Below are 23,028 nucleotides of genomic sequence, written 5' to 3' on the forward strand. Positions count from 1 at the left end.
ATGCAATTTGATATGCGCTATTTTTTTTAATATAATATAAATGGCAAAGTAATATAATATAAATGGCAAAGTAATATAATATAAATGGCAAAGTAATATATATTAAATTACTCATGAATATATATTAAATGGTAAAGCAAAAGGCAAAGTAATTTAAATATATCTTCTTTTTCCTCCACTTCTCGCATAAAATATGTAACTTTGCCCTACAATGTGTATAGGGCATACTTGCCTTGTGCCATTAAAGTTATAACAGTAAGGCAAATTATGAAAAAGAACAAATTGAATGTAAAGGGCCTTAGCCACAAGCCTGTGGCAAAAATCTCAGCCATAGTGTTTTATGCACTCATTGGCATTTCGGTATTGCTGTTCGCGCTCTTCCGCTTGGTTGGGTTTGACATGCCATACATAGAGAATCCCGAATATAATGCACCAATTCTTACAGGCGTACTCGTGGGCTATATGTTGCTGCTTGTAGCTGTGGCATTGGCGCTTGGTGTGTACAGCTTTGTGCGTTCGGCTGTAATGAACCGCAAGGAAAACCGTGTGGTAAACATCATACCTGCACATCGCATAGCCGTAGCAACAGTAGTGGGCACAATTGTCTTGCTTGCCCTGACATTCGCCCTTTCAGGCACAGGCACGCTTACCGTCAACGGAGCCAAGTATACCAACATGCTTGGATTGCGTGCGTCGGGCATGTTTATAGACACATCATTGGCTTTGATAGCCTTGGCAATAGCAGCCGTGGCATTTGGCGCAATACGTAACAGGAGGTAGAAGACATGCTTATAAAGCGTAGAAAACATAGAGTACCCGAACTTAACACCACATCAACTGCCGACATCTCGTTCATGCTGCTCACATTCTTTCTTGTGACAACATCTATGGATGTAGACCGTGGTATTGTGCGCCAACTGCCTCCAGCTGATACCGAGGAAGATGCCGACAATATGGATACGGAGGTGAGCAAGAAAAACACACTTGTGTTCCACATATTGCCTTCGGGAAAGATAACGCTGGACGACAAACCCGTAGATGTCAATACCTTGCACGATGATATAGCCGACTTTATAACCAAGCGACCAAAGCAGCACATCATATATGTGGATACCGACCCAAAGGCCGACTACAACACCTACTTTGCCCTACAGAACGAAATAGTAATGGCATACAACAAGGTGCGTGGCAACATCTCGCAACGACTCTACCACAAATCTTTCCAGGCGATAAGCGAGCAACAGCGCGATAATGTGCGCGACCTATGTCCGCAGCGAATAACAGAAACTTATCCAACATCGGCAACAGAGCAGAAAGGAGATAACCAATGATTTTTGACAATCGTGTACGACGTAGTGTGCCGCAATTGAACACGGCGTCGCTACCAGACTTGATATTTACCGTGCTCTTCTTCTTTATGGTCGTTACGCACATGCGTCAGACCACCATAAAGGTTGAGTTTCGTATGCCGCAAGGCACCCAACTCACACGCCTTACAAAGAAGTCTACCGTGTCGTATATATATATAGGTAAGGTGAAACACTCGGCTGTAACAGCTGCGGCATCAGGTTCGGCCACTACAAAAGGCTATTATCTGCAACTAAACGACCGTATTGCCACAACCGAAGAGGTGGGCAAGTTTATATCAGCCGAACGACAAAGAATGTCATCAGAAGACCATCAGCGACAGACGGTATCGCTTAAGGCCGACTGTAATGCGCCCATGGGACTGATAACAGACCTAAAACAAGCTTTGAGAAAAGCAAATGTTAGGCGAATAAATTATTCGGCAGACGAGAAAAAGTAACAATTTATAACTTTTTATCACTTTAAAATTGTTGATTTTGTTATTTTACAGTAACTTTGCACCAAAATAAAAACGTATCTAAAACAAAATGGCACATCACAATTTAGATTTACTTGACAAGAAGATACTTCGACTTATCGCTGGAGATGCGCGCATACCTTTCCTTGAGGTAGCTCGTTCTTGCAACGTGAGTGGCGCAGCCATTCACCAGCGCATACAGAAGCTTACCAATCTTGGTATATTAAAAGGCTCGCAGTTTATCATCGACCCAGAGAAGGTGGGTTATGAGACATGCGCGTATATCGGTTTGTATCTACAGAATCCTGCCAGTTTTGACGATGTTGTTGAAGAACTGAGAAAGATACCCGAGGTAGTGGAATGCCACTATACAACCGGTGGTTTCGACATGTTCATCAAGCTCTATGCACGCAACAACCATCATCTACTTAACGTTATTCACGACAAACTTCAGCCGTTAGGACTGTCGCGCTCGGAAACAATCATTTCGTTCAACGCAGCCATCAACAGACAAATTCCTATAAGCGAATTGCCTGACGAGGATGACTACAACGATAATGACGATGACGAAGATGAGAACGAATGTGTAACTACTGAAGAGTAAGAAATTTTGAGCAAATATCTCTTAATTGTAAAATAATTATGGGGTATTTGCTCTTTTTTGTAGTTTTTGGTTCTTTATTAAATAAAATTTATTACTTTTGCAGTCGAAAGAGTAATAAAATTAGACTATTTATACAAAATTGCTTACAAAGTAGACATATAAACACTAAATAGATATATTTATGAAGAACTATTTACTCACCTTACCTCTTGTGTTGCTTTCGGCAACAGCAAGTTTTGCACAGACCACACCTGAGACTGCTATTGATGCTCAGGCTGGCAAGAATGCTTTTACAGTAGAGGGCTCAGATGCTAAGACCGTGTATTGGAAATACACACCAGAAAAGAACTGTCTGGCTACAGTCAAGACTTTGAATGGCGACTATTCGTCGGCTGCTCCAAATGTAGGCAATACCTTTACAACTGACGAGGATACAAAGACAACGCAGCTTGTAAGCCTTAAGGGCGCAAGCATTGGCTATCCTAATTATATTTACCCAATGGAGAAGGGTAAGACTTATTATTTCTCCGTCACTTCTGTAGGCGAGGTAGGTTTTCAGTTATCTACCGAGGATGCTGATGATGTATCTGGTGGTGTTTCTCAGGATAAGCCGTTGCAGGTAAAGGACGACACCAGCTTCTTCCTTGGCGACGCTACTTCTACTTCGTACAGCTCTTACAACGTGTATACCACATATACAGCTAAGGAGAATGGTCAGCTTGTTTTTAGTTCTACATCTTATTACTCGGCTGTTGTAAACGGCAATTCTGTATACGCCGATTACAGCAACAACAAGTACAACTATAAGATGAGCATAGAGGCTGGCAAGACCTACAACGTTACATTCTCTATTGGTCAGCCGTTGATGATGTCGGCAACTGTAAGTCATCCAACACCTGGTTCGCTCGAGATGCCGTTTGAGGCAAAGGATGGCGAGAATGTTGTGCCTGCCGATTTTGGCGAATATTATTACACATACACTCCGTCTAAGCCTGGATTTATCGTTGTAAACAGCGACGAGTCTCTGCGTGGCGGTCAGGTTAAGGTGTTTGATTCTAAGTATGGCTTGGGTTCTAATCTGCCTGCATCTACTTCAGAAACAGGCTCATTCAACACACGTGCCGAGCTTGCTAACGCCAATATGACATGCTATATCCTTGTGTCTAAGGGATTCAAGACTGCTGGCGAGCAGAAGTTCACTATCTCTATGGAGGAATACAAGCAAGGCGAGCTGGAGTCTAATCCTATCGTCATCACAACTCTTCCGGCTACCGAGACTCTTGGTGCAGCCAAGGGTACATTCTACTATCAGTTTGACGTTCCTGCCAATACCAACAAGTTCCTTGTAGTAAAGGCTTCGAAGAAGGTTACATCTGCTGATACCGAGTTGACAGTTTATCCAGCAGGCAGCAGCTATTTGAAACAAACTGGTACCGACTATGTAGAGTACAACCTTAGCAGCTCGTACGACGCTTCTTACATCATAATGTGGGATGCCGACGAGGACGAGCCAATCCAGTTTACAGTAGATTACAAGGATATCCAGAAGGGCGACATGCTCACCAATCCAGCTGATGCTGTTGCAGGTGAGAATATAGTTGCTTCTGATGGTACCAAGTATTATGTATACAAGGCTACTCGCAAAGGCAAGCTTACTGTAGAGTGCGACGATCCTAATATGGAGGTTTCATTCCCTATGACTCAGGATACATACGCCAGCGAGTACGAGGCTATTGTCAATGGACGCAACTTCTCTGTAAAGGCAGAAAAGGACAAGAAGTACTTTATCAAGATACAGAACTGTGTGGCAGGTGCCAAGTTCAACATTGTTGAGGGCGACTTTGCTCAGGGCGAGACAAGCGACGACCCAGTTGTGGTTGATGCCGACAAGTATGTTATCGGTAAGGACCAGAACTATCTCTGGTTGAAGTATACTGCTAAGAAAGACTGCCAGCTCACAATCGATTGTGATGTTGACTTCGACGACAACAGCTTTGTTTACTTTGGCAAGGATGCAAACAGCATGACTGGTATGGTTACTTCGGTTAGCTCGGGTAGCACTTATACTTCTAAGTTCCATGGCACAGTTATCCTTAGCGCAGGCGAGGCCATTTATGTAAACCTTAAGCTTAAGGGCAATGTAGAAGGCAAGAGTGTAACCTTTGTAGAGGGCGAGATTCCTGTTGGTTTCCGTGCTAATAATCCTTTCGTTCTTGAGGTAGGCCAGACTATTGACCTTCCTGAAGGAACTTCTTTGTGGGCTAAGGCAAGACTGACAAAGGGCGACAACGTATTTGTTACTCACTCTTATGTAGACGTTTACTATTATACAAGCTTGGAGGATGCCTTGAGCGGAAATAACCGTCAGACTGTAACCTTCAATACAGAATACAATAGTGAGACATACGAGCCTACAAACACCTTCACCAAGAATGTAGAGGAGGCACAGGACATCTACTTCATGTTCCAGCGCATATATTCTCCTATCACATTCCAGTTTGTAAGCGATGGTACCACAACTGGTATCGATGACATCAACGCCGACAACAACGTCAAGGCTGAGGTGTTTACATTGAATGGTGTTAAGGTAGGCGAGAGCATCAACGGCCTTAACCGTGGTATGTACATCGTTCGTCAGAATGGCAAGGCTAAGAAGATTGTAATCAAGTAATTATACATTAGACAAGCACCCTAAGGGTGTGTCAAATCTTTGAATCATAAGTTTTGAGATTTTGACACACCCTTAGGGTATATAATGTGATTATTAATAATATTAACAGTAATAAAATAATAAAAGTACATCATTTATGAAGGGTCTTAAACGATTGCTACTGGCTTCTGCAATAAGTGCAAGTTGCATACAAGGCGCTTGGGCTATCGGAGCATATCCGCGTCCAATCGTAATGCGACAGCCAGACGGCACTACCTTGTTGGTAAGAATACAAGGCGACGAAAATTATCATTTTGTCACGTCAAGCGATGGCTTCTTCTTGCAACGCGACAAGAAAGGCTATTTCTGCTATGTCGATTACGATTTGAAGACAGGCAAGCGAACGCTTACACGACAGCGTGCACACAACATTGACGAGCGTACGGATGCCGAGAAGAAAGTTATCTCAAGGCTTACTGCTTCGCAGACTGCCAATGCCGATTATTTTAAACGCAACCGTATCGAGCGTAAGGCTCCAGCCAAAACGCTTGACAAGAAGGTTATTGCTCCACGTCGTGTGCTTGGAAAGAACGCTAAGGTAAAGGAGTCGCAGTATCTTGTTATACTTGTCAACTTTAGCGACAGCACTATGCGCTATAAGAATTCCGACTTCGACCGTTGGCTTAACGAGCCTGGATATAGTGTAAATGGCGGTACCGGTAGTGTGAAGGATTATTATCGCGACAATTCTATGGGACAGTATGTGCCCAACTTTCAGGTTGTAGGTCCGTATACGCTTTCTAAACCTACGGCTTATTATGGCGGCAATACAGGCGATTCGGGCACAGATACCAATCCGCGCGATATGGTGAGAGAGGCTTTAGAGCTTGCACGACAGAATAATCCCGACCTCAACTTCGCACAATTCGATAATGATGGCGACGGCGAGATGGACAACTGTTATATTATCTATGCCGGATATAGCGAGGCAAGTACAGCCAATACCGACGACATATGGCCACATAGCTGGAACTTCACCACAGCCGATGCTAATGGCAATGTGCCCGTTAAACCAGAGTACGACGGTATAAAGGTTAACAACTATTCGTGCTCAGCCGAGCTTGTGGGCATGCCAGGCGCACCTGCCAAACCTTCTATGGACGGCATCGGAACATTCACCCATGAGTTTGGACACGTACTTGGACTTAAGGATATGTACGATACCGACAATACAGATAATGGTGTAGGTATAGATCCGGGCGACTATAGTCTTTATGCTTCGGGCAGTTATAATAATGATAGTCGTACACCTCCATACCTTATGGCATTTGAGCGTATGCAGATGGGATGGATGACCGAAGGCGACGATATTGTGGAGATAAAGAATCCAGAGGATGTATCGCTTGAGAGTTTGTCTGAAAACAAGGCTCGTTTCATCAACGCTCAGCCCAATAGAGAGCCGGGTACTGGTATGGAATGGTTTATTCTTGAGAATCGTCAGCAGACGGGTTGGGACAAATATATCCCAGCACATGGTCTGCTCATCACCCATTACGACTATACCAAGGAGAAGCAAGAGCAATGGTGGGACATAAATGGTCCAAACAACGTGGCAAGTCATCGCTGTTTGTACATTGTGCCTGCCGATGGTATTGACGACAGCAATACACGTAGTGGCGACACCTTCCCAGGTTCGTCTGCCAATACATCGTTTACAGACAATACAACTCCAAACTCTCGCAATTGGAATAATGAGCCGTTAGGTGTTCCGGTTACAAATATCAACGAGGGCGACGGTATTGTACGCTTCCAGGTTAGTGGCGGAACAAGCCGTTGGAACACCATCAAGACACTTGAGCCTGATGATGTGCGCGACAAGTCGGCAACATTCCGTGCTTCTGTAGATATCGCCTCGGATGCTAATGTTACTGAGGCAGGATTCTGCTGGGCATTGTCTACCGATACCAAGGAGCCTGCTATTGGCAACGAATATACTGTAAGCAAGGCTGTGGCAGATGCTGCAAAGCCTACATTATCGGTAGAAGGATTGTTGCCTGGTGTGCAATATGGCGTGCGCTCGTATATGAAGCTTGCCGGTGGCGATATTGTTTATGGTTCAACCGTGCCTTTCTCTACCGAGTGTGCAACAGCCGATGTTACTGTAGACGAGCCATTCTATAGCAACTTCCTTTCTTGGACAAATGGTCAGCCCGACTGCTGGCAGATAATCGACAATAATGGAGACGGCACATCATGGATTGCCGATGAGTCGGCAAACGCCATACTCTATTCGTTCAACTATTGGAACGATGCCGACGATTATCTTATCTGCAAGCGTCGCATACATGTGCCTGAAAATGGTGCGTTGTTCTTTACTCGTGGTGTGACAGAAGAGACATCCATAGAGAATCTTGAGGTGCTTGTTTCTACCAAGACAAGCAAGCTGCAAGACTTTAACTTGCTTGAGCGCCTGTCATTTGCCGATGATTTCGGCAATCAGCATATGGAGGAGGTAGACCTTAGCCAGTATGCCGGCAAGGACATATATATTGCATTCCGTTGCTGTTCCGACAAGATGCAAGGCTATCTTTGGCTTTGGAACATGATGGTTATGAAGAAACTGGATACACCGGTAATCACCAAGTTTGAGCGCACAGACAAGGGCTCTCTGCATGCCGAGTGGACTCCGGTAGAAGGTGCAACACAGTATTATGTATACTTTGGCAAGGAGACCGACAAGACCAACAACGAGGTGGTGTTTGTGCCTACATCGTATCTAAAGGAAGTGTTGGGCGATGTTGAGACTTCTGTAGGAAGCCTTTTCTTCAAGAGCTCAGGAACTGTAACCCTAAAGGATTTCCCCGACGGCATTACCGACTGTAAGTTTATTGTTACAACAAGCGGTCCGCTTGGTTCGTCTACACTTAGTGTTGAGGGAACTCGTGATGGCAAGGTATGGCAGGCTATAGGTCCGAAGACCACATGCAAGGAATACGACAGCGAGGGTCAGGAGGTAGATCTATCATCTTATCTTGAAGGCAAAAATTACCGCACATTGCGCTTTAAGTTCAATCATGGTGGACGTAATGCCCGTATCAAGTACCTCACACTATTCTATAACAACGGAAAGGTGTACGACGACTTGGCTGCTGGAGCTGTAGATGACACAACTCTTGATATCAACGAGAAAACATCAGGTGAGTTTGCTACTGGCAAGTATAAGTTGTGGGTTGCTTCGGGATGGCAGAATATCTTCTACGATGAGTCGGTTCCTGCCTACTACGACAAAACCGCAACATCTATACACGATGTAATCGACGGTACTGGCATAAGCCTTACATCAAAAACAGGCAACATCTGTGTAAGTGGTGTAAAGGCAGGCAGCATCGTTACTTGCACCACAGCTGCCGGCATAGAGATATTCCGTGCCACAGCCAATGGAGGCAACATCAATATTCCAACTGCGGGCAATGAAGGCTTTGCCATAATAAGCGTAAGCTGCGATGGCGATACCTACCGCACTAAAACTGTTATAAGATAAACTCGACAAAAATCAACTTATGAGACCGAATAAAATATCTGCATTAGTGCTGGCGGCATTATCTTGTGGAGTTGTTGCGGCTTCGGTGGGAGGCTTTGTCAACAATCAGCGCAAGAAAGCTACCAATGCTGAGAAAGTGCGACCTACACAAGGCTTAACCGATATGGCTCCTATAAGCCGTGCCAATTATACTCCGCTTAAGGCAGAGGGCAATAATGGTGTGCCTTATGGATTGCAACTCGACGGCATTAACGATCGTAACGTTAATATTTCGTGGATTTCTCCCGAACCTATTGACGGTTACTTTGACGACTTCGAGGGTCATACCGACTTCGAGATAAACTCTGCCGGAAGTATTGGATGGACATATATCGACGCCGACAACCAGAATACATACACATGGCAGGCATGTGTATTCCCTAATCAAGGACAAAAGATGGCGTTCATAGTGATGAACCCTTCGCAGACATCGCCTGCTACAGACGAGAATCCTAACTATATGCCCCATTCGGGCAAGAAGATGCTCGTAGACTTCTGTACTGTCGACTCTAAGAATAACGACTACATCATATCACCTGAATTGTCGTTTGATGCCGACTTCCAGATTAGTTTCTGGGCACGCAGCTATAAGACAGACGGAACAATGAGTCCGGAGCGTGTGCGTGTAGGCTATTCTACAACGGGCAAACGTCCTTCCGACTTTAAGTTTGTAAGCGAAGAACCATACGTTGAGTTGCCTGCTGAATGGACACTTGTTAAGTATACCATTCCGAAGGAGGCTAAGTATGTAACTATCAACTGTGTGTCTGACGATGCCTTTATGTTGCTTATCGACGATATCTTCATCGGTACCAATAAGGTGCGTCCGGCATCTCGTGTTGTAGCACGTGCCGCTGCTACCAATCCTGTTGTTGGATTCAATATATACCGCAATGGCGAGAAGATAACAACAAAACCAGTAGACGAGGTTAAGTTCAGCGACAACGTTCCCGATTATGGCGATTACACCTATACCGTAACTGCTGTACAGCAAGATGGTAAGGAGTCGGCAGCAAGCGAACCTCTTAAGGTTAATGTGCCCGATACACGTATGTTGCCATTCGAGGATAGTTTCGACGATTGGACTATGCACGAGGATATGTGGTCAACCGAATTGCTCGATGGCACACAAGAGTCGCATTGGTCTATCGACTATTACGAGTATGGACTTGTTGATCCGGCTGCTACTTACCGTTGGTCTACAACCAACAACTATAACGAGGCCCTAAATACACGCGAGCTTCGTACAGCCGATCGTGCCAATACCGTATTACGCTTCCAGTTACGTCTGCGCAACAGCGAGAATGTTACTACCGATTATCTTACAGTAGAGGTGACATCAGATGGTGGCAAGACTTGGAAGGAAGTGAATACATTCGACAATTCTAATGGCACATTCGAATGGACAACATTCCAGTACGACCTTGGCAAATATCTCGATAGCGACCTTTTCAAGGTTCGTTTCCGTGCTCATGGTGCCAATGCAAAGTGGATTAACTACTGGTATGTGGACGACGTTAAGGTTTGGACACCGGTATGGACAAGCGCAAAGCTTAATCTCTCGTCGGCATCTGAAGGCAACATAGCCAATTGTGATGTTACCCTGACTGCCGATAATGGTGCTGTTGTTAAGGCAAAGACCGATGCCAGTGGCAATATAAACCTTGACAAGATTGAGGAGGGCGACTATACTGTATACATTGTACGCGATGGATACAATATATACAAGGCTCAATGGAATATAAAGAGTGGTGCTGCAAATACATTTAATGCCAAGCTCACAAAGCCGGCTGTATCACTTTCTGCCACAAGCATTGTAGCCGATATGGCTGCCGAGGACAATATGGTTAAGAAGTTCTCTCTCACCAACAATGGTGATGGCGACCTTGTATGGCACTTGGGTAATAAGCCTAAGGCTGGTTCGGGCAATGCTGCCACACGTTGGGAGATTCAACCATCGTTCACAGCATCTGGCGATTTGCAGCAGTCAATTGCTTTCGACGGAGAGTTCTATTACACTACATCGTCAATAGAGTTGGGCAAGTTCTGGAAGTACGACCGCAATGGCAAGTTTATAGAGCAGTTCAACATCCCAGAGATGTATTACGCTCTGTACGACCTTACATGGGATGGACGTTATTTCTATGGTAGCGACCATTCGAATAGACTCTTCAAGCTCGACTTTGACAACCGTCGTGTTGTTGACGTAATTACAGTAGCGTCGCAGCCTTCTTTGCAGATTACACATTGTAGCTACGATCCTGACCTTGATGCTTTCTGGGTTGGTGGATTCACTACAATTGGCCTTATCAGCAAGAAGGGCGAACAGATGTCAAACTTTATGTCGTTCAGCAGTAGCGAGAGTGTATCTGTATATGGTTCGGCTTATGATAATGTATCGCCTGGTGGTCCTTACCTTTGGTTGGCAGATATGACATCCGAGAGTACCGAACAGATAGACAAGGTGCTTATACGTCAGTATAATCTCAATACAATGAAACTCACCGCCGAGAAGCATTCGCTTACCGACGCACCGGGATATGTTCTTGGTAGCGCTAATTCGGGTGTCAACTATGTTTGCGGTATCTTTGCATCTACAGATGTTGTTCCTGGCAAGCTCACCCTTATGGGTACGCTCAACCAGATGCCTAACCTCATCTTTAGATATACATTGTGCGAGACTGACAAGTGGCTTGGATTGTCGCCTAAACATGGCACACTTGCTCCTGGAGCTACACAAGAGTTCGACGTAAACCTTAATGCTCTTGAGGCAAAGAATGGCGACAGCTATTCTACATCGGCTGTATTGCAGACCAATCCGCAGATGGACGACCAGACTATAAACTTTAAGCTTAATGCCATTAGCGAATCGGCTACTCCGCGTCCGCAGCAACTTCAAGCTACTGCAGGTAAGGCAAGCGTTGCACTTACATGGAAGAAGGGCAATGGTTCGGCTGTGGCAGATGGCTACAACATTTATCGCAACGGCAATAAGGTTAATGCTGAGCCTGTAAAGGAACTCGCTTATACAGACCGACAGCTTGTATATGGCACATATATATATAAGGTGTCGGCAGTATATGGATCTAAGGAATCGGCTATGAGCGACTCGCTCAGTACATTTGTTAAGGATGGTGCACAATACTATGCACCAGTAAGCGTGATGTCTACAATCGATGGCAACAAGAATGTACATCTTAATTGGAAGTCACCTCTCGCTGGTTCGGCAGATGCCGCTACCATGTCGTGGGCAGATGGAAGCCATGAAGATGACCTTGGATTTGCTGATGGTGGCGTGTTCTATGCCGGAGCACAATGGGATGCAACCGACCTTGTGGCATATCGCAACAAGCGTGTGTCTGCTGTAGCGGTACAGATAGTAAATCCTGTAAACTATATTGCTGTACTTATCCAGAAGGATGGCGAGACAATATACAAGAAGGCATATAAGGGCGAACTGATGTACGACGGTACTATGACCGAGATTCCAGTAGAAGACGACATCCGTATAGAGCCTGGTCATAAGTATCTCTTTGGTTTGCAGCTTATGAACGATGCTGGAGTACAGCCACTTGGTATCGATGGCAACAAGGCTGTTGTTGGCAAGAGCAATATGCTCTCTACTGATGGTAAGAAATGGTATTCGGCATCTATATCGGGTATCGATGGCAACTTCAATATATCTGTTAAGCTCAATGGCGCAACCGAAACAGAGGAGCAGCCGGTTGGCTACAACGTATATAGAGATGGTGTTAAGGTTAATGCCTCTACTGTGAGCGGCACAACATACGATGATGTGCTTACCAATACTGGCATACACAGCTATACCATTACCTCGGTATATGCAGATGGAGGCGAGTCGCAGCCAAGTGAGCCAACATCTGTTGAGGCTTATGAGGTGAATGACAAGACAGCTCCGCATAACCTTAATGCCATTGTAACACGCAACCGCCAGGTGTCTCTACGTTGGGACAATCCTACAGTTGGTAATGCGCAGACATTTACTGCCGATATTGAGCGTCGCCCGGTTACAACAGAAGCAGGATATCCTGAGTTTGTACGCTCGTTCTACGGACCTAAGTCGGGTATGGCAACAGCTACCGATGGCAAGTACGTATACATATCTATATACAATGAGGACGGACGAATAGACAAGTACGACCTTATGGGCAACTTTGTTGCTTCGTACAAGATAGAGAATATTGAGGGCATTCGCAACCTTGCATACGATGGCGAGTGGCTGTATGTTGCCGACAACACCACAAAAATACATCGTGTGGACATTACAACTATGAAGAATGTGGAGGATATCGCTATATCTGAGTATTCGCGTCACCTTGCCTTTGTTCCTACACTCGATGGTGGTAATGGAGGTTTTGAGGTAGGCGACTGGCAGAGTTCTATCTATGTAGCCAAGAATGGCAGCAAGCTCGGAACTGGTCCTATATACAAGGGAGCTTCGGGTACGGCTTATGCTAATGGCAAGATATATGCTTTTGAGCAAGGCAATGATGCCAACAAGTACACTATTGGTATTTACGACTTTGCTACAGGCGAACGTACAGGCTCGATAGATATGGGCAAGTATGTTGAGATAGACGATATTGCTTCGGTTTCGGCTGGTGGTATGTCTTCGTTCATCTCAAACGACGGCATCACATATATGTTGCTCTCTTTGCAACGTCAGGGCAAGCCAACTGAGTTTGTTGTGCTTGACCTTGGTGGTTTGCAGACTGTAGCAGGCTACAATGTATATCGTAATGGCGAGAAACGCAATACCGAAACGCTTACTCGACGCTACTTTAGCGAGACAGAAGAGAAGGAAGGCAGCTACAACTATACAGTAGAAACAGTATATATCAATGGCGAGACATCATCGCAGTCGGTATCTGCTCAAGCAATCATCTTCCCAACTGGTGAGGCTAAGCAACCGGTAAATGTTGCAGCAAAGCAGTCTACCTACGGCTATAACGTGCTTCTAACATTTGCCGACCCAGACATGCACATCAATGCATCAAAGGTAGACAATTTCGACGATATGACTGTTGGCAATGAAGCCTACGCTGTAAGCCATGAGTCGTATAAGTCTAACTGGAAGGTTGCTTCTGACCAATCGTTCAGCGGCAGCAACTCTATTGTTGCTCCAAAGCATACTGCTGCGTTTGGTGTTATCAAGGCTGAGGGCATGAAGTATCTGCGTCTTGCTGTACGCAACGATGACGACCATAACGGCAATGGTGAACTTGATGTATACTATTCGAATGGCGGAACCAACCGTGAGAACTTTATCCGTCTGCAAAGCTATAGCACTACAGAATCATGGCAAGATGTTCTGTGCGAACTTCCTGCAGGTGTTGAGTATGTTGCTATTGCTACCGAAGACGCTCTCACAGCACAGTATGTAGATGATATTGCTCTCTACACATCTCTACCGCAGACCAACCTCGAGGGATTTGATATCTATCGCAACGGCAAGAAGATAAACGATGTTCCGGTTAACGGCATTGCATACGTCGACCACAATCTGTTGCCAGGCAAATACGAGTATCAGGTGGCTCTTGTTACACAGACTGCTGCAGTTAGCGAGAAGACTGCTCCTATGAGTGTGGATGTATATTACGACAATGGTTCGCTTGCTCCTACAAACCTTACTGTCAATCAGACAGCTGATGGCAATAAGCTTTCATGGCAGTTCCCAGCATTGAGCGAGCCTATATATTTGCGTTGGCATGACGGCAGCAACTATAAGGCAGGTGGACTTACCAATGGTGGTGCGTTCTTTGCAGGTGCCAACTGGTTTGCTTCCGACCTTAAGGGTTATGGCAATCTTGCCCTTAGCGATGTAGAGGTTTATATCAACCAGATACCAGAAGCTCTCTTCCTGCTTGTATACGAGAACAATACTCTCGTGCGTCAGCAGTTTGTGCCAACATTGAAGCAGTACTCTTTCAATACTATCCATCTTGACGAACCGTTGAAGATAGACGAGTCGAAGAGTTTGCGTGTTGCTGTATATATCGAGCAGAATGAGATAACTGTTCCTCTTGGATACGACCGTGGACCTGCACGTAGTGGACGTGGCGACCTTTACTCTTCGGATGGTGTTACATGGACAACAATGGAAGATTCGGGTTCGGAAGTAGATGCCAACTGGAATATAGCTATTGGTCTGAGTCCTTACTCTAACACTCTGCCAGGTACACAGCCTAAGGCACCTCGCAAGACTCTTAGCTTCACTCCTAAGTGTACAGCAGGCAATGCAGTTACATTCAAGTCGGTAAAGGCCAACAATGCCGCTTCGTCTGACAAGAATGTGTTTGGCGGATACAATGTTTATCGTAATGGCGACAAACTTAATGCTGAGACAACAACCGACACAGTCTTCGTTGATAACGAGTCGGTTAACGAGAAGTACTTGTCTTACCAGGTATCTGCTGTATATTCACTCACAGGCGAGAAGTTCTCTAACAAGGTTACCATTGTTGCAAGTGGCATCAATGGTGTAAGTGGCGAGAGTGGCGTTAAGGTTAAGACTGTTGGCAGCTGTCTGATTGTGCTTGGAGCACATCAGGGTGATGTTATTGCAGTATATTCTGCCGACGGTAAGCAGCAGTCAAGTGTTATAGCAACCGATGACTACAGTCAGTCTATCGACCTATCTTCTGTTTCGGCAGGTGTATATGTGGTTAAGGTTGGACGCGATACATTCAAGTTGAGCGTGTCGGCAAAGTAGTTTGTTGACAATATTATTAATAAAAAAGCCAGTCGCAATCAAGCGGCTGGCTTTTTTAATAAATAATAATATAAACAGAAATCGTTTGTGATGTATTATTTTTATTTATATCGTTTCAGTAGTCTTTACTTCACATAATCAACAAAGGCATATGCCTGATTATGTTTCTCGTCTGTGGTATGTTCTTCGCGCTTTTCCTCATGCCATCCCTTGTATTCTGGGAAGTAGGCATCAGCTTGCTTTGGTGTGTCGTGTATTTCTGTAAGACACAAACGGTCGGCTATAGGCAAAGCCTGCTCGTACACACTTGCTCCACCTAGTATATATATATCCTCATCCGAAGAGCAATGGCCTATAGCCTCTTCAAGTGAGTTGTAGGTATCGCAACCAGGAAATTCGCTTTGCGTGCGACTAATCACTATGTTGCGTCTGTTTGGCAATGCGCCTTTAGGAAGCGACTCAAACGTGCGACGTCCCATAATGATAGTGTTGCCCGTTGTAAGTGCCTTAAATCTTTTAAGGTCGTTGGGCAACCAATATAGCAATTTGTTCTCGAAGCCGATTGCGCGGTTGGCAGCAACGGCGGCAATTATTGTTATCATATCCTTAATTCCTAATTCGTAAGTCTTAACTCCTAATTCTTAACTCCTAATTCTTAACTCCTAATTCGTTTAATCTCAGAGCGGTTAAACGCTTACTGTTGCTGCAATGTGTGGCCATGGATCGTACCCCTCAAGTTCGAAGTCTTCGTACTTAAAGTCGAATAGGTTCTTAACATCAGGGTTTATCTTCATAGTAGGCAGCTTACGTGGAGTGCGTGTAAGTTGCAGCTTAGCCTGTTCAAGGTGGTTAAGATAAAGGTGTGTATCACCAGTAGTATGGATAAACTCACCCGGTTTCAGTCCGCATACCTGAGCCATCATCTGCAACAGCAAAGCATACGATGCAATATTGAATGGCACACCAAGGAAGGTATCTGCAGAACGTTGGTATAGTTGAAGTGACAGCTTACCGTCGGCAACATAGAACTGAAATAGACAATGGCAAGGAGGAAGAGCCATTTGTTCCACTTCTGCAGGATTCCAAGCCGATACAATCATACGGCGTGAGTCGGGATGATTCTTAATCATATCAAGCACATTCTGTATCTGGTCAATAGTGCCACCGTTATAGTCGGGCCATGAACGCCACTGATGACCATATACCGGACCAAGGTCTCCATTCTCGTCAGCCCATTCATTCCAAATGCGTACATCATGTTCCTGCAAATACTTTACATTTGTGTCGCCACGCAGAAACCACAACAATTCGTATATGATAGACTTGAGATGCAGTTTCTTTGTTGTAAGAAGTGGAAAACCATCGGCAAGATCAAAGCGCATTTGGTTGCCAAACACGCTCTTGGTGCCCGTACCAGTACGGTCGGTCTTTGTTGCACCCTCTGTCAGGATGCGGTTTAAAAGGTTGAGATATTGTTGCATTGTTGAGATATTATTTATTTTTAAGGGCTAAACCAAAGATAATACAGGCTTAAAGCCCAAACAGTTTTATTCTATTACGGTGCTTTCCGTCTCAGGCACATGACTACTCTTTATGCGCCATTCTTGCGGATAGAGATTGTTGGCACGGTTGCCAATATTTTTCTCAAATCCAATAGGAGTGCCCTTGTATGTTATAAGCACAAAACCACGTGGAGTATCGTCGGGTAGAGTAGCCGCTTCCTTTCTTAGATAGTTGATGGCATCGGCATATCCCAGTTCCACATGTGGATAAGCATCTTTGTCAATGAGTCGTGACAGGGCAACCGATTGGTCGGGAATGACATCCTTGCCCTTTTCCGTGCCAAGGCACACGCCAGCATGTATCACTTTTAATGCTTTAGCAGCATCATCGTACACGTCAGCCCATCTTGACGGAATGGCGTATATCCTTTCTGTAGTACGTCGTATGGCAAAGTCGGCGGCATTGGTCAGAGGTATGTTTACATTTGCAAGTTGCTGCTTGCTGTTTGGTTTGCCAGCCTTCTTCTTGTCCTTCTTCTGTTTCTTTTTGTCCGAACAGTTTTCGTTGTAGCTATTGTCACCATTGTCGTGCTTTCGCAATACTGCAAGAAACAGACCTTCGCTACGGCTTATGCCAGGCATAAATCTATATACAGGAGCTTTGCCAACTACTGCTGGCGTGATATTCCATTCGGGTTCAATAGGAATCTCTACAAAGTCGGCACCCAGTTCGCTTGCTATCCATTCCACATTCTCCTCGTCCTCGTGTGCGTTGAAGGTACATGTAGAGTATATAAGCAACCCGCCCGGACGCAGACAATGCCATATGTCGCTTACAATCTCGCGTTGAAGCTGCCAGCAGTTTTCTACATTCTGCAAGCTCCACTCTTCTCTTGCTCCATCATCTTTTCTGAACATACCTTCGCCAGAACATGGAACGTCGGCAAGTATAGCGTCGAATATAAGGCGCGACTTGCGATAGTCGCGTGGATAGTTATTTGTCACCACCACATCCTCATGCCCAAATTTCTGCAAATTCTCGCTTAATATTTGTGCACGAGTACGCATAGGTTCGTTGCTGAACAGCAGCGAACCCTCAGGCAAGGCTGCACGCAAGGCAGTAGACTTGCCACCTGGTGCGGCACATAAGTCAAGCATTGTTACGGGTTGATGTATAAGGTTGCGCACCACATTATCGACAAACATCGAGCCTGCCTCTTGCACATAGTAGGCACCTGCATGCAGCAGAGGGTCGAAAGTGAAGTTAGGGCGACTCTTTAGATATCGTCCAGTCTCCTTACACCAAGGCACAACTACGTCGTATAGTGCACTTGTTGCATCCTTGCCTTGTGCCTTGAATGGGTTTAGGCGTATGCTTGTTGGTGTGGTCTCGGCATCCAGTCCAGCCTTTAAACGGCTGTATAGACCGTCGCCAAGTAGTTGTCGTGTGTATTGCTCAAAGTCTATTGGAAGATTCATCTTTTCTATGCAATAATTGTTATGTGGTGCAAAGTTAGTTATAATATTTTATAACTTACTCTGAAAGGTATTATAAAAAAATATCCAAACTTATTCTTTAATTAGCCAATTTTGCACTATCTTTGTAAATTATAATAATAACAGATACAATATACTAAAACTAATATACTATAAAACAACAAACTATGGAGCAACAAGTAAAGAACTTAATTGCAGTTTCGCTTCTTGCACCTATCGCCGCACAGTCGGCAATGGCTGCCAAGAAACCTAAAAACACAGACCCAACACGTCCTAACGTTATCATCATCCTTGCCGATGACCTTGGTTATGGCGATTTGGGATGCTATGGTGCCAAGAATGTGCAGACACCTAACGTAGACCGTCTTGCTCAGCAAGGTATACGCTTTACAGATACACATGCTGTAGCTGCAACAAGTACCCCTTCGCGCTATTCAATCCTTACTGGTGAGTATGCTTGGCGTCGTCCTGATACCGACATCGCAGCTGGTAATGCTGGCATGATTATCAAGCCTGGACAGTATACTATGGCTGATATGTTCAAGAGTTGTGGCTATCGTACTTGCGCTATTGGCAAGTGGCATTTAGGACTTGGAGAGACTCAGGGCACACAGGACTGGAATGCACAGATACCTATGAACCTGGGTGACATCGGTTTCGACCATCATTATATTATGGCTGCTACTGCCGACCGTGTGCCATGTGTGTTTATTAATGATGGAACGGTAGCCAATTACGACCCGTCGTCTCCTATCGAGGTTAGCTATAAGGAGAACTTCCCTGGCGAGCCTACTGGCAAGGACAACCCAGAATTGTGCTATAACCTACAGTCGAGTGTTGGCCACAACCAGTCTATTGTCAATGGCATCGGTCGTATTGGATATATGCGTGGTGGCGGCAAGGCATTGTGGAAGGACGAGAACATTGCCGACTCGATAACAACACATGCCATCGACTTTATCAAGGAGAACAAGGACCGTCCATTCTTTATGTACTTTGCCACAAACGATGTGCATGTACCTCGTTTCCCACACCAGCGTTTCCGCGATAAGAGTGGAATGGGATTGCGTGGCGATGCTATTGTGCAGTTCGACTGGTCGGTAGGTCAGATTATGGAGACTCTTGACAAACTCGGTATTGCCGATAATACAATCATCTTGTTGTCAAGCGATAATGGTCCTGTAGTTGATGATGGTTATAAGGATCGTGCAGAGGAGTTGCTCAATGGTCATAAGCCTGCTGGTCCTTGGCGTGGCAACAAGTACAGCGCATTTGAGGGTGGCACCCAGGTACCTGCCATTGTACGTTGGCCTAAGGCGATAAAGGGTGGTCAGACATCAAATGCCCTTACATCGCAGATCGACTGGATGGCATCGCTTGGAAGCATTATCGGTGCACGTGTACCTCAGGGTGGAGCTCCTGATAGTCAGAACTATGCGGCAACTCTTACTGGTGCCAACACAACCGATCGTCCTTACGTTATAGAGCTTGCCTACAATCATGTGCTGTCTGTACGCACCAACGAGTGGAAGTATATTGAGCCAAGTGATGGTCCGAAGCTACTTGATTGGGCGCCTAAGACAGAGACTGGTAGCGACCCACAGCCGCAGTTGTACAATATAAAGAAGAGTCAATGGGAGTCGGAGAGCGTTGCTGCTCAGCATCCACAGATTGTATACGACATGCAGAACATTTTGCGTCACGAACGCGAGAAGAGCGAGAAGCACTCGTTCTTTGTTCCTGGTGTATAAAAACAAATAATGATCATCGTAAGTAGTGTATTTCACTAAGTAAGTATTTATCTTTATATATGAACGGCAATCTGTAGGAGGGTATGGCATCCCTGCCATACCTACTCTGCCATGATTGTACAGCCAATTTAGAGGGTATGGCAAGGATGCCATACCCTCCTACTATATGTAAAGATAATTCAGAACTGTTACTTACCATAAATGAATACGTATTCATTTAATCATGTAGTCAGAAGCAATACGCATAGCTTCTGCTCTTGCCGGTTTGCCGGTTTCTGTCTGTGGCAAACGTTCTACGCAGATATAGGCATGTGGTTGCTCGTATTTTGACAGCCATTCACGGCACAGCTCCTTTATTGGCTCAATGTCGTTGCATTCGGCCAATAACACAATTGTCTCGCCAAACTTCTCGTCGGCACGCTTAGTTATAATAAGTGGCACATCGGTATGGGCTTGCAGTTTGGCTTCTATCTCCTCAATCTGCATTTTTATTCCACCGCTGCACACCACGTTGTCGCGTCGTCCGCGTATACGAAAGCGTCGCCCGTCGCTGTCTATCTCGGCAATATCGTTAGTGGTAAGAGTTGTGGCACACACTTCGGGTGCATTTATCACGAGACATCCATCCTGGTTAAGACTAACATCCACTCCATCGAACGGTGTATACCATTCGCTTGCGTTGGCACCACTAAGTCGACGCAAGGCAATATGCGACAGCGTCTCGGTCATGCCGTATGTGCTCCATACCGCATTTGGGAATGTGCGCAGGGTAGCCTCCAATTCGTGGCTTATAGCTCCGCCTCCAATTATAAGGTGTTTTATCTGTTTGAGCATTCGTAGCTCGTTGTCGGCTTGCAGCGAGTTGTATACCTGCATAGGTACCATAGCTGCAAAAGTAGGCACTTCGTCAAGATGTTGCAATGGATGTCCGCAAGGTTCGACACATATAAGCCTTAGATTCCATACCAAGCTTCGCACACATACCATCTTGCCTGCAATATAGTCGAGAGGCATACATAGCAGAGCCGTGTCGCCAGGCTGTAATCCAAGGAAGCGGCACGTGATACGGGCCGAAGTCTCCATACGGCTTTTCTCTACAAGCATAGGTTTTGGCTTGCCAGTTGATCCGCTTGTATGAACAAGTAGGGTAGGCGAGGGCGACTGCCAGTCGCTAATGAATTGGTCGAACGTCATATCTTGTTTTGTTTTTATCGATAGTTTGTCTTGGGTGTTGTATTGATACAGCTGTAAGGCTTAAAAAAATGCGTATCCTACATCATATTGTAGAATACGCATTAATAGTTATAGCCTAAACGCCGTTAAGCAACGTTTGTTTACTTGTTGTCCTGGATAAGGTTCTCGCCAGTCATGTCGGCAGGCTGTTCCATACCCAAGATGTGGAGTATAGAAGGTGCAACGTCGGCAAGACGACCATCCTTTACAGTAGCCGAGTTGTTGTCGGTAACGTAGATAAACGGAACTGGGTTCAAAGAGTGGGCAGTATTAGGAGTGCCATCCTCGTTGATAGCGTTGTCGGCATTACCGTGGTCGGCAATGATAATAGTCTCGTAGTCGTTAGCCTTAGCGGTTTCAACAACCTCCTTAACGCAGTTGTCGATAGCGTGAACAGCCTTTGCAATAGCGTTGTAGATACCAGTGTGGCCTACCATATCGCCGTTGGCGAAGTTTACAACGATAAAGTCGTATTCCTGAGTGTTAAGGGCACCAACAAGCTTGTCCTTAACCTCGTATGCGCTCATCTCTGGCTTGAGGTCGTATGTAGCAACCTTTGGAGAAGGAACAAGGATGCGGTCCTCGCCCTCGTACGGAGTCTCGCGACCACCATTGAAGAAGAATGTAACGTGAGCATACTTCTCTGTCTCTGCTGTATGGAGCTGACGCTTGCCGTTAGCAGCGAGATACTCGCCAAGAGTATTCATAACGTTCTCCTTCGGGAAGAGGATGTTTACGCCTGTGAATGATGCATCGTACGGAGTCATGCAGAAGTACTGCAAGTCCTTGATAGTGTGCATGCCCTGCTCGGTGTAGTCCTTCTGTGTAAGAACCTCGGTAAGCTCCTTGGCACGGTCGTTACGGTAGTTGATGAAGATAACAACATCGCCCTCTTCAATCTTTCCGTTAACAGTAGAGTTGTTGATAGGAAGGATAAACTCGTCGGTTACGCCCTCGTCGTAGCTCTCCTGCATAGCCTGTACCATATCGGTAGCCTGCTTGCCCTTGCCTTCAACCAAGAGGTCGTAAGCCTCCTTTACACGCTCCCAACGCTTGTCGCGGTCCATTGCATAGAAACGTCCAACGATGCTTGCAATATGTGCGCCATTGTTTGAGCAGCACTCCTGAACCTGCTCGATGAATCCCTTGCCCGACTTAGGATCGGTGTCGCGGCCATCCATAAAGCAATGAACGTATACATCGTTCAAGCCATACTCCTTACCAATCTCGATGAACTTGAAGAGATGGTTGAGTGAAGAGTGAACACCACCAGTAGATGTGAGGCCCATAAGGTGGAGCTTCTTGCCAGTTTCCTTGGCGTAGCTGTAAGCCTTAACGATTTCCTTGTTCTGGAGGATAGAACCGTCCTTGCAAGCACGGTTAATCTTAACGAGGTCCTGATAAACGATGCGGCCGGCGCCGATGTTCAAGTGGCCTACCTCAGAGTTACCCATCTGTCCTTCAGGCAGACCAACATCCTCGCCACATGTGAGGAGCTGAGAGTGAGCCGAAACTGCTGTGAGATAGTCGAGATAAGGAGTCGGTGTGTTGTAGATAACGTCTCCCTTACCATGTTTGCCGATGCCCCATCCGTCGAGGATCATCAATAAAGCTTTCTTTGCCATAATGTTGTGTATGATTATATATGAAATA

Annotated in this window: 13 protein-coding genes; 8 read left to right on the forward strand and 5 right to left on the reverse strand. The window is 45.5% G+C overall.

Annotated features, from left to right (window positions below):
• The first annotated feature begins 267 nt into the window (after positions 1-267).
• From C9991_RS12700 to C9991_RS12730, 7 genes are all read left to right on the forward strand, one after another.
• Positions 268-780: a hypothetical protein gene (locus C9991_RS12700; RefSeq protein ID WP_106812905.1), complete on the forward strand. Its 513-nt coding sequence runs from the start codon at positions 268-270 to the stop codon at positions 778-780.
• A 5-nt stretch (positions 781-785) separates the two neighbouring features.
• Positions 786-1,331 carry an ExbD/TolR family protein gene (locus C9991_RS12705; RefSeq protein WP_106812906.1) on the forward strand — a complete coding sequence of 182 codons (546 nt, stop codon included), beginning with the start codon at positions 786-788 and terminating at the stop codon, positions 1,329-1,331.
• Positions 1,328-1,807 (forward strand): ExbD/TolR family protein, encoded by a 480-nt coding sequence (locus C9991_RS12710; protein WP_106812907.1) that lies wholly within the window; start codon positions 1,328-1,330, stop codon positions 1,805-1,807. The genes C9991_RS12705 and C9991_RS12710 overlap by 4 nt, the downstream gene beginning before the upstream one ends.
• Before the next feature lie 88 nt (positions 1,808-1,895).
• Positions 1,896-2,429, forward strand: coding sequence for an Lrp/AsnC family transcriptional regulator (locus C9991_RS12715; RefSeq protein ID WP_106812908.1), 534 nt, complete (start codon positions 1,896-1,898; stop codon positions 2,427-2,429).
• Between the two features lie 181 nt (positions 2,430-2,610).
• Positions 2,611-5,100, forward strand: coding sequence for a hypothetical protein (locus tag C9991_RS12720; protein WP_106812909.1), 2,490 nt, complete (start codon positions 2,611-2,613; stop codon positions 5,098-5,100).
• A gap of 136 nt (positions 5,101-5,236) precedes the next feature.
• Positions 5,237-8,620 (forward strand): M6 family metalloprotease domain-containing protein, encoded by a 3,384-nt coding sequence (locus C9991_RS12725; protein ID WP_106812910.1) that lies wholly within the window; start codon positions 5,237-5,239, stop codon positions 8,618-8,620.
• Positions 8,621-8,639: 19 nt separating this feature from the next.
• The gene (locus tag C9991_RS12730; RefSeq protein WP_157949470.1) at positions 8,640-15,392 is read left to right on the forward strand and encodes a choice-of-anchor J domain-containing protein; all 6,753 of its coding nucleotides are present in this window, start codon (positions 8,640-8,642) and stop codon (positions 15,390-15,392) included.
• A 125-nt stretch (positions 15,393-15,517) separates the two neighbouring features.
• Here C9991_RS12730 and C9991_RS12735 read toward each other — a convergent pair whose 3' ends face one another.
• The 3 genes from C9991_RS12735 to C9991_RS12745 all read right to left on the reverse strand — a co-directional run bounded on the left by C9991_RS12735 (position 15,518) and on the right by C9991_RS12745 (position 18,373).
• Positions 15,518-15,994 carry a dihydrofolate reductase gene (locus C9991_RS12735; protein WP_106812912.1) on the reverse strand — a complete coding sequence of 159 codons (477 nt, stop codon included), beginning with the start codon at positions 15,992-15,994 and terminating at the stop codon, positions 15,518-15,520.
• Positions 15,995-16,078: 84 nt separating this feature from the next.
• Entirely contained in the window at positions 16,079-16,873 is a 795-nt protein-coding gene (locus C9991_RS12740; RefSeq protein WP_106812913.1) for a thymidylate synthase, read from the reverse strand.
• Positions 16,874-16,939: 66 nt separating this feature from the next.
• Entirely contained in the window at positions 16,940-18,373 is a 1,434-nt protein-coding gene (locus C9991_RS12745; RefSeq protein WP_106812914.1) for a methyltransferase RsmF C-terminal domain-like protein, read from the reverse strand.
• 185 nt (positions 18,374-18,558) lie between these two features.
• On the opposite strand from C9991_RS12745, the gene C9991_RS12750 reads away from it, so the two are divergent.
• Positions 18,559-20,142 carry a sulfatase family protein gene (locus tag C9991_RS12750; protein ID WP_106812915.1) on the forward strand — a complete coding sequence of 528 codons (1,584 nt, stop codon included), beginning with the start codon at positions 18,559-18,561 and terminating at the stop codon, positions 20,140-20,142.
• 213 nt (positions 20,143-20,355) lie between these two features.
• Here C9991_RS12750 and C9991_RS12755 read toward each other — a convergent pair whose 3' ends face one another.
• Together C9991_RS12755 and gpmI are read right to left on the reverse strand one after the other, a co-directional pair.
• The gene (locus C9991_RS12755) at positions 20,356-21,336 is read right to left on the reverse strand and encodes an AMP-binding protein (RefSeq protein ID WP_106812916.1); all 981 of its coding nucleotides are present in this window, start codon (positions 21,334-21,336) and stop codon (positions 20,356-20,358) included.
• Between the two features lie 140 nt (positions 21,337-21,476).
• Positions 21,477-23,000: a 2,3-bisphosphoglycerate-independent phosphoglycerate mutase gene (gene gpmI, locus C9991_RS12760; RefSeq protein WP_106812917.1), complete on the reverse strand. Its 1,524-nt coding sequence runs from the start codon at positions 22,998-23,000 to the stop codon at positions 21,477-21,479.
• Positions 23,001-23,028: the final 28 nt, after the last annotated feature.

This window comes from Prevotella merdae (assembly GCF_900290275.1).
In the GTDB taxonomy this organism is placed as follows: Bacteria; Bacteroidota; Bacteroidia; order Bacteroidales; family Bacteroidaceae; genus Prevotella; species Prevotella merdae.